At 44.8% G+C, this 411-nt stretch carries 1 protein-coding gene; it reads right to left on the bottom strand.

Features of this window, described 5'->3' with window-relative positions:
- Window positions 1-411, bottom strand: a 411-nt coding sequence (locus tag CWB85_RS22515; RefSeq protein ID WP_249314922.1) for an Ig-like domain-containing protein, incomplete at both ends; no start/stop codon positions are given.

Here is a 411-nt window from a genome sequence, read left to right as displayed (position 1 = left end):
ATCAATACTACTGCCATAAATTATAGGCGTATTGTCATTAAATGTACCTAGTCCATCTAAAGTTAAAGTTGGATCTAATGTATCAACAGTGCCGTTACCTTGCGCTGTGCCGCTATTGTTAGCAGCATCAGTGATAGTTGCCGTGACAGTGTAATCACCATCAGCAATATCAGCGGCTGGACTTGCTGAGTAACTGCCATCGGCTTGCACTTGCGCTGTAAATTGCTGACTATCACCATTAGCATCAACCAGAACGATAACAACTTCAGTGCCTTGTGGCTCTGTTGAAGTACCTGAAATGGTCGGGGTTGCATCATTCGTTACACCGGGATCTGTCAGAGTCAATACCGGTGCGATGCTATCAATCGATAATGTGGCAGATGCCGTTTGTTGATTACCAGCAGCATCAGT

The sequence above is a fragment of the Pseudoalteromonas sp. S1727 genome (assembly GCF_005886375.1).
In the GTDB taxonomy this organism is placed as follows: Bacteria; Pseudomonadota; Gammaproteobacteria; order Enterobacterales; family Alteromonadaceae; genus Pseudoalteromonas; species Pseudoalteromonas haloplanktis.
The sequence above is the reverse complement of the archived record's forward strand: the minus strand, read 5'-3'. Positions and strand labels throughout refer to the sequence as shown.